An 8,241-nucleotide genomic window follows, 5' to 3' on the forward strand; every position below is an offset into this window, starting at 1 on the left:
TTAAAAAAGCGCCTTAAGGCGCTTTTTTTATGCTTATTGCTCGATTGGCAATCCAGCATCACGTGCTGCACGCGTCCCCCCCATGAGAACCACATAATCACGGGAGTCATCTATACCCTCAAGTAATTCAGCTGCACGTGGAGCTTTACTTCCTCCACCACATAAAATATAAATCGTCTGATCCGAATCCACCTGAGTCAAGCTAGATTCTGACAAATCATTAATTGGCTGATTTACAGCCCCTTTTACATGACCTTCAGCAAAAGCTTTTGCATCACGAACATCCCAAATGACAGCGCCTTCTGGGAACTCAAATGTTGTAATTTCTTGTTTACGGATCATTGCGCACTCCTTTGATGTAAACAACACTTGGCAAATGAAGAAAACATCCCTAGCATCTCAGATATTCTTTCCATTTGTAAAGGTCTAAACTATGCCTTCTTTCGATATTGTATCTGAATTAGAAATTTTTGAAGTAAATCACGCAGTTCAAAACACGCAAAAAGAGATTGCGACACGTTTTGACTTTCGTGGTCAGGACGTTTCTATTGAATTAAATGAGAAGTCAAAAGAAATCAAGATTTCTACAGAAAGCGACTTCCAGTGTGAACAAGTGTATAACATGCTGGAAAATCACTTCTATAAACGTAAAGTTGATGTTCAGGCGCTTGATCCACAAAAAGCAACCGCTTCTGGTAAAAATGTTGTTCAAGTCATCAAACTTAAAGATGGACTTGACTCTGATAGCGCAAAAAAAATTAATAAAGCCATTAAAGAAAGTGGTATCAAAGTGCAATCATCTATCCAAGGTGACAAAATTCGTGTGACTGATAAAAAACGCGATACTTTGCAACAAGTTATGGCTTTTTTAAAAGAGCAGCAATTTGGGTTACCACTCCAGTTTAATAACTTTAAAGACTAATGCTTAATGCATTACACCCTCTATAGGTGAAAAGAATGACTCAGACCAATCGTTTATCTAAAGTCGTCAAAGCGACATCCAGGTTTCCTAAAAGTATTCGCAGTACACTATGGAGTAAAGCTTTTGGTCGAGTCGTACCTATGGTCGGAACAGCACATGTCAAATATCTTGAAGTCAGCCCTGCCAGAGTAACGGTCAAAATAGACAACCATAAAGCCATGCAAAACCACATTGGACAAGTACATGCTTGTGCTATGGCATTGATTGCAGAAACTGCAACAGGTTTTGTAACAGGAATGAACGTACCTGATCACTGCATTGTATTGATCAAAAGCATGCAAGTGAACTTTAAACGACCATCCAAGGGTGCAATGTCTGCAACAGCAACATTGACAGAGGAACAGCAAAAACTGATGCAAACCACTGAAAAGGGTGAAACACTGGTTTCTGTGACAGTCACAGATGAAACTGGTGAAGAACCAATACAATGTGAAATGCTTTGGGCCTGGGTATCAAAAAGTCATATTAAAAACAAATAAATGTAAATAAAACTTACCTTTAGGTAAGTATATTTTTTACTAAATTCATAAAAAATAGCCACGGATATTCACTATTAATATTAACCTTATCAACTCAAGATGACTTCACAATAATTGATCATCTTGAGTACCACTATGAAAAATATTTTTCTTGCAGCGCTTTTATTTCCCATCGCTCTAACAGCTTGTAGCCAAAACCCGAATAAGCCAGCTACTGCAGTAACAAACAAAACGTTAACAGCACTTTCTGAAACACAAACAGCAGAACAAAATAAAAAAATTGTGACTGATTTTTATGAAGGTGTTTTCTTAAAGCACCAAGTCAAAGAATATTCTGATCGTTATATTGGTAATGAATATATTCAACATAATCCGCATGTTCCTAATGGTAAAGCACCTTTTGTTGAGTATTTTAGCGGTTACTTTAAGGAACATCCTGAAGCAAAAAATGTCATTAAACGTGCAGTGGCCCAAGGCGATTTAGTTTTTTTACACGTACATTCAACTCAGACTCCCCAAGATCGCGGGGTTGCTATCGTTGACATTTTCCGTGTTGAACATGGCAAGATTGTTGAGCACTGGGATGTCCAGCAAGAAATTCCAGAACAAAGTGCAAATACCAACACGATGTTCTAAATCCTATAAAAAATCCCAGCGATGGCTGGGATTTTTACTCAAAATTTAAACCTGCTGAGATTCTAAATACTTTTGTTTCACTTCATCTGGAATAGAACGCTTTCCACCTTTGACATCAACGGCAACAAAAGTGAATACACCTTCGGTTACACGCTTAGGTTCACGAGAGCTATCATGACTATCCCATACTTCTATTTGCATTTGAATGGAAGTATTACCAACTTTCAAAATCTTGGTATAACAACTGATTACGTCACCTACTTTTACAGGAACGAGAAAAGTCATTTGATTAATTGAGATCGTTGCACAGCGTCCTTTACTAAAACGTTCCGCATGGATCGCGCCTGCCAAGTCCATTTGTGAAACAATCCAGCCACCAAAGACATCACCACTCCAGTTGGTATCCGCTGGCATAGCAATCGTTTGAAGGGAAAGCGTACCTTCAGGTTTTATATGAGAATCTGACACATTAACTCCGAGCATTTGCATTCAATTGTTGATCTAGCCATCGCTGTAATTCACTAGATCTTAACGCGCCGCTCATTCTAGCAATTTCCGTAGTTTTATTCATCAAAACCAGAGTCGGAATACTACGAACATTAAATGCCTGACTTAAACGAGGATTAGCTTCAGTATCTATCTTTGCAAACACGACATGAGGATTATGTTTAGCTACCTCGGCAAAATGTGGTGCCATCATTTTACATGGTCCACACCAGTCTGCCCATAAATCAATTAAAATAGGTAAATCACTATTACTCACAAAGTTACTAAAATTCTGTTCATTTAACTCAATTGGAGTCTTGCGAATCAAAGCTTGATGGCATTGACCACAACTTGGATTTGAATCCAGTTTTTCTTCAGGAACTCTATTTTTAGCACCGCATGATGGACATACCACAATCATTAGCTCACTCCAATATTCTGATGTAAAAACTCTAATTGGGTTGAAATTGCTTTTTCCAACCATTGCCCATGATAAATATCAAAATGTGACATATTCCACTCATGATAATTTACAAATGGTGCAATGTTTGTTGCTGTTTCACGACTGGATTCAATAGGAATCAACGAATCTTTTTTTGCAGCAATCAATAAAACAGGAATGTTTATATTCCGGACTCCCTGTATCGGTCTAAAACGGATTAAATTAAAAAATACCCGAGCTGGAACCTCGCCACTCCAGAAATAATCGGGGTGGACAATCGACATATAGCCTTCATAGCTATCTGCTGTAGGTAAAAAACATAATGAAAATGGATGAACAACAGGTAGGGTCTTGGGAGACATTCCTACTTTTGCCCCCATATAATCTTGACTGGAAAGTTTAAGTGCTTTAGGCAAAAATTGCAGAGGGTAAGCTTTTGCTGTTTCGGCACCATCAACAAATGGAACCTGCGCAATAACTGCATGAATATTCTTTAATTCTGATGCCAGAGTTAAGACATATCCACCACTTAAAGAAGTTCCCCATAAAATAATTTTTCTGGCATTAATATTTTTTTGAGAAGCCAGATAATGAACCATGCTTTTCCAATCATCCAGTTGACTTTGAATAGAAACCATTTCACGAGGCAAACCTGTACTTCCCCCCCAATGACGATAATCAAAAAGAACGACAGCGTAACCGGCTTGTGCAAAACGTTGAGCAAATGTGATCAGTCTAAAATGACGCAATGCTGCGAAACCATGTGCCATAACTATAACAGCAGGCTTTTTAACATTAATGGGTTTATAAAAATCTGCAGCGATAAGATCATGCCCGCTTTCAAGATACAGCGGCTCTACTGTATAAGCGTACATTCATTCCCCTCTAGGTAAATTTTTGTTGGAATTGTCCTATAAAATACATTGTCATTTAAACTCATAACTAAGCTTAATGCTATGATACTAGCATATATTGTTTTATTTGATTTCGGAGTGACAAAATGAGTGAAAATGTAGGATTTGCTGGTCAAATTAGTCCTGAACATATTCCACAAGTCGTAGAAAAAGGATTCAAGTCCATTATCAATAACCGCCCAGATCTGGAAGGAGGTTCAGAACAGCCTACAAGTGCTCAGATTGAAGAAGCTGCACGTTCAGCAGGTTTGGATTATGTATATCAACCTGTAATTGCAGGGCAAATTTCAGAAATAGATGTCCGTACATTTGCAAATCACTTTAATGAACTACCAAAACCTGTATTAATGTTCTGCCGTACTGGTAACCGTTCCAATAACCTTTACCAGCTTGCAAAACAAATGGATCTTTTGGATGACTAAAAGTCTTGCAAGATTGCTTTTAAGCTTGAGTATATTAGGCTCAAGCTTTGTTAATGCCGATTCAAAGACTCTTAGCATTCCTCTAGACTTAAATATTAGTGTTTCAGGGCAAATGAATGCTGAAAAATTTAGTCAGCTATTACAGCAAGGTTTTAAGTCTGTCATCGTCAACCGCCCTGATAATGATCTCAATAATCAAATTAAAATTGATCAATTACGTGATATCGCAGAAAAATCTCATGTCAGCGTAATTTATCAACCTGTCAGTTCTGGCAAAATAACTCAAACAGACGTTGTGGAATTTGCAAAATATTATAATAACTTGCCGAAACCTGTTCTTTTGATATGTAAAACAGGAACTCGTTCAAGCTCTTTGTTTAATCAAGCAAAATCTCAAGGGTTGTTACATGAATAAGTTATTGATCATATTGCTTTGTACTTTTACAGTCTGTGCATGTAGTTCCATGAATGTCAGACCTACAGTTGGAGTCAGTATGGGAGCTGGATTGTAAAACAGCGCCGAAGCGCTGTTTTCTTTACTCACCTGAGCTACATGAAGGACTTATTCCATACGGGCTCATCCTATTTGGTGCAATTTGATCACTCACATTAACATCATCGATTAAATAAGTTAAATTTAGCGATGTAGAACCATTAATTTGAGTATTCGCAACCATCGTTTTAGCTGTTAATTGTACTGTGAGCCAGCTTGCATATATTTTTGGATATTGAATCTTCAAATCAAAACGCCCATTTGCATCAGTAGTATACTTATTATCTGTTGCAGATGTCCCCTCACTATTGATATAAGAAACCACTTGAACTGTTTGACCATTTACAGGTTGAAGCTGGTTAATAGCCTCGCCACCCTGATTAACAACTTTTATAGGAGATTTACAAGGAAAATAAACTCCCGTCAAATACTCATCTGGTTTACCATCAGCAGGGTCTGAAGTATCTGCAAAACTAAAATACCCTTTATAGTATACCAGTGCATTAACCCCCATTATTACATCCTGGTTAGGAATGGGCTTACCATCTACATCAGTAACTTGTACAGATACATTCTTATAATAATAGACACCATTAGCTGAGTCTTCTATTTTTGTAGGGTTATATGCAACTGAAATTGCCCCTACTGGAATTGGTACATCAGAATTTATGATATTAACTTTATATTTATAAATTGTTGAAGACTGCCCAAAGTTTGCTTCCAAGCTTAATCCATCCTGAATAAACTGCTCTGCAGAATAATTTGAATTTCTTGCACCTTCGGAAAGAATCAAAGTATATCTAATCTGTCCATTTACATCAGTTTGAGTCGCCTGAGGAACATATTTAACTCCATTTTTTGCAACATTTACAACTCTCAAACTTATAGGTTGATTGGCCAATACCGAACCATTAGCATCCACTGCTGTAAGCGTAAGCGTTGTTTGATCACCTCGCACATTCAAAGTAGATTTTGTTGTTTCAAATAAAACAATGCTAGTCGTATCAACGCTAGGATCCACATTACCTGTAACAGCAATTGTCTGTTCTTGCTTTAAGGCACCACTCGTAGCAATAACACTGAAGCCTTGGTCAATTAATTCCTGAATGTTTGATGATGCCGAAGAGGTTTTTAAAACGAAGATAGCATTTCCCTCTGCATCTGTTTTTTGGGTTGAACTACCATTAATTGATACTATTCCAGTTGGGTCGTTTACGGCCAAACTCACGTCTACACCTTCCAGAGCTCCTTTATTACTATCCAGTGCCCGTACTGTAACAGTGAGCGTGTCATTGTTTGCAGCAATATATAATTTCGATAATTCTATTTTTAAAGAATTTGCTTGTTGAGAAATTATATTAGAAGATCCATCCGTTGGTGAAGTTGTATCCGTATCATAATATCCCTCGCTTCCACCTCCCCCACAACTTGCAAGTAATATACAAACACCAAGCGTAGTTAGCTTAAGGCTCAATCTATTTTTAGCCATTTTAATTTCCCCAAATCCCCAAAAAAATGATTTGTTATTAATCGTAATAATTGCGCCTATGTAACCATAGTTTAGGTATTGTGTAAATAATATTTAGAGATGAAAATTTAATAATATTTAGGGTGTTATATGTACGACATCATTATTATCGGTGCAGGAACTGCAGGAATCAGTGCTTATAAAGAAGCAATTCGTTATACACAAAATATACTGATCATCAATAAAGGACCTTGGGATACAACTTGTGCACGTGTTGGATGCATGCCGAGTAAAGTACTTATTTCCAGTGCCAATCGCATGTACGATATTCAACATGCTGATTCAGTTGCATTAAAGGTAAAATCTGAAATTGATACCTCAAATGTTATGCAACATGTACGAAATTTAAGGGATCTCTTTACCAGAGCGACGTTAAAAGATGTTGATAGCTGGAATTCAGCTCACAAAATTTCAGGTGAAGTAAAATTTATAAATAACAATACAATAGAAGTAAATGGTCAGCAACACCAAGCTAAAAGCTTCATCATTGCTGTTGGTTCAACGCCAAATATTGAACCAACCTGGAAAACAGAACTCGGTGATAAATTTATTACCTCAGATCAAGTATTTGAATTAAAAAATTTACCCAAATCTCTTGCTGTAATTGGTAGTGGTGTCATTGCAATAGAATTGGCGCAAGCATTTAATCAACTTGGTGTAAAAACCACTGTTTTTGCTCGCAGTAAAAAAGTAGGCGCTTTAACAAGTCCTGTTCTGCAAAATCTTGCTCAGGATGAAATATCTAAAGATCTAAATATTAAATTTGGTATTTTACCTGATCAGATAAAAAATACAGTTTCTGGCGTAAAGATAAATTTTACAGAAAATGACACTCCACAAACAATCGAAGTTGAATACTTATTGAGTGCTATAGGTAGAACGAGTAATTTAAATACCTTAGAGTTAACTCATATTGATTCTACTTATAGCAATCTTAAAAATCTACCGATAGATAAACAGACAAAACAATTGGGTGAACATCCAATTTTTATTGTTGGAGATGCCTTTACTACGACCCCACTCCAACATGAAGCTGCTATAGAGGGGAAATTAGCTGTACATAATTGTTTGAAATTTCCCAATATAGATAACATTAAACTCTTTACTCCACTTGGTATCGTTTTTAGTTCACCAGAGATGGCAATTGTTGGGGAAAATTATTCATCCTTAACTTCTCAAAAAGTTGATTTTGTCACTGGATTCGTTTCTTTTGAAAAACAAGGAAGGGCCATTGTACTCGGTAAAAATATAGGTGCAGCAGAAGTTTATGTAGATAGAAAAACCAGACGACTACTTGGAGCAGAGCTATTTGTAGAGTCGGCTGAGCATATGGCTCATTTACTTTCATGGGTGATTTCAGAAGAATTAACAATAGACCAGATCTTAGAGAAACCTTTTTATCATCCGACACTGGAGGAAGGGCTTAGAACTGCTTTAAAACATGCCAGAAGACAATTGAATTCCTAACATCTTAAAAATAAATATCCAGACATACATAAATCTCTGGATATTTATTTGTCATCATACTTTAACGTCTATACGCTTTAATCATTTGACATAAAAAAAAGCACCCTGATTCTATTGAATCAGGGTGCCTTGAATAATGAGCTGGCGATGACTTACTCTCACATGGGTAACCCCACACTACCATCAGCGCGAAGAGGTTTCACTTCTGAGTTCGGGATGGGATCAGGTGGTTCACTCTTGCTATGGTCGCCAGCACAACTGGGATGGTTAATCACTCAGGTCTTATTTTAAATGCCTGTGCTTTCGCCAAATGAGTTATTAACAGTTGACTGCTTTGAATCTGAAGTTTACGTTCTCGCATAAACTAAATCAAGTTACATTGTCTGGTATTC

11 protein-coding genes and 1 rRNA gene are annotated in these 8,241 nt (G+C 37.1%); 6 read left to right on the forward strand and 6 right to left on the reverse strand.

Features of this window, described 5'->3' with window-relative positions; all coding sequences use genetic code 11:
* Positions 1–33: 33 nt before the first annotated feature.
* A complete protein-coding gene (locus KPC_RS05015) occupies positions 34–342 on the reverse strand; it encodes a rhodanese-like domain-containing protein (protein ID WP_121973317.1) in 309 nt (102 codons plus the stop codon).
* A gap of 91 nt (positions 343–433) precedes the next feature.
* On the opposite strand from KPC_RS05015, the gene KPC_RS05020 reads away from it, so the two are divergent.
* The 3 genes from KPC_RS05020 (at position 434) to KPC_RS05030 (ending at position 2,097) form a co-directional block, all read left to right on the forward strand.
* Positions 434–922, forward strand: a complete 489-nt coding sequence (locus KPC_RS05020; protein WP_121973318.1) for a YajQ family cyclic di-GMP-binding protein — start codon at positions 434–436, stop codon at positions 920–922.
* 35 nt (positions 923–957) lie between these two features.
* A complete protein-coding gene (locus tag KPC_RS05025; protein WP_121973319.1) occupies positions 958–1,461 on the forward strand; it encodes a DUF4442 domain-containing protein in 504 nt (167 codons plus the stop codon).
* 135 nt (positions 1,462–1,596) lie between these two features.
* A complete protein-coding gene (locus tag KPC_RS05030) occupies positions 1,597–2,097 on the forward strand; it encodes a nuclear transport factor 2 family protein (protein WP_121973320.1) in 501 nt (166 codons plus the stop codon).
* 45 nt (positions 2,098–2,142) lie between these two features.
* Here KPC_RS05030 and KPC_RS05035 read toward each other — a convergent pair whose 3' ends face one another.
* From KPC_RS05035 to KPC_RS05045, 3 genes are read right to left on the reverse strand one after another with little or no spacing between them, the layout of a single operon-like run.
* Positions 2,143–2,511, reverse strand: coding sequence for an acyl-CoA thioesterase (locus tag KPC_RS05035; RefSeq protein WP_407641977.1), 369 nt, complete (start codon positions 2,509–2,511; stop codon positions 2,143–2,145).
* A 55-nt stretch (positions 2,512–2,566) separates the two neighbouring features.
* On the reverse strand, positions 2,567–3,004 hold the full coding sequence (gene trxC, locus KPC_RS05040) for a thioredoxin TrxC (protein WP_121973321.1): 438 nt from the start codon (positions 3,002–3,004) through the stop codon (positions 2,567–2,569).
* Positions 3,004–3,900: an alpha/beta hydrolase gene (locus tag KPC_RS05045; RefSeq protein ID WP_121973322.1), complete on the reverse strand. Its 897-nt coding sequence runs from the start codon at positions 3,898–3,900 to the stop codon at positions 3,004–3,006. Before KPC_RS05045 ends, trxC begins: the two co-directional genes overlap by 1 nt.
* Positions 3,901–4,025: 125 nt before the next feature.
* On the opposite strand from KPC_RS05045, the gene KPC_RS05050 reads away from it, so the two are divergent.
* Together KPC_RS05050 and KPC_RS05055 are read left to right on the forward strand one after the other, a co-directional pair.
* Positions 4,026–4,361 carry a TIGR01244 family sulfur transferase gene (locus KPC_RS05050; RefSeq protein ID WP_121973323.1) on the forward strand — a complete coding sequence of 112 codons (336 nt, stop codon included), beginning with the start codon at positions 4,026–4,028 and terminating at the stop codon, positions 4,359–4,361.
* Positions 4,354–4,776 carry a beta-lactamase hydrolase domain-containing protein gene (locus tag KPC_RS05055; protein WP_121973324.1) on the forward strand — a complete coding sequence of 141 codons (423 nt, stop codon included), beginning with the start codon at positions 4,354–4,356 and terminating at the stop codon, positions 4,774–4,776. The genes KPC_RS05050 and KPC_RS05055 overlap by 8 nt, the downstream gene beginning before the upstream one ends.
* 121 nt (positions 4,777–4,897) lie before the next feature.
* Here the strand turns inward: KPC_RS05055 and KPC_RS05060 are convergent, their stop codons facing one another.
* Positions 4,898–6,343, reverse strand: coding sequence for an Ig-like domain-containing protein (locus KPC_RS05060; protein ID WP_121973325.1), 1,446 nt, complete (start codon positions 6,341–6,343; stop codon positions 4,898–4,900).
* Positions 6,344–6,472: 129 nt separating this feature from the next.
* On the opposite strand from KPC_RS05060, the gene KPC_RS05065 reads away from it, so the two are divergent.
* On the forward strand, positions 6,473–7,849 hold the full coding sequence (locus KPC_RS05065) for a dihydrolipoyl dehydrogenase (protein ID WP_121973326.1): 1,377 nt from the start codon (positions 6,473–6,475) through the stop codon (positions 7,847–7,849).
* Between the two features lie 139 nt (positions 7,850–7,988).
* Here the strand turns inward: KPC_RS05065 and rrf are convergent.
* Positions 7,989–8,103 (reverse strand): 5S ribosomal RNA (gene rrf, locus KPC_RS05070).
* Positions 8,104–8,241 lie beyond the last annotated feature (138 nt).

It is taken from the genome of Acinetobacter stercoris (genome assembly GCF_900323515.1).
GTDB lineage: Bacteria > Pseudomonadota > Gammaproteobacteria > Pseudomonadales > Moraxellaceae > Acinetobacter > Acinetobacter stercoris.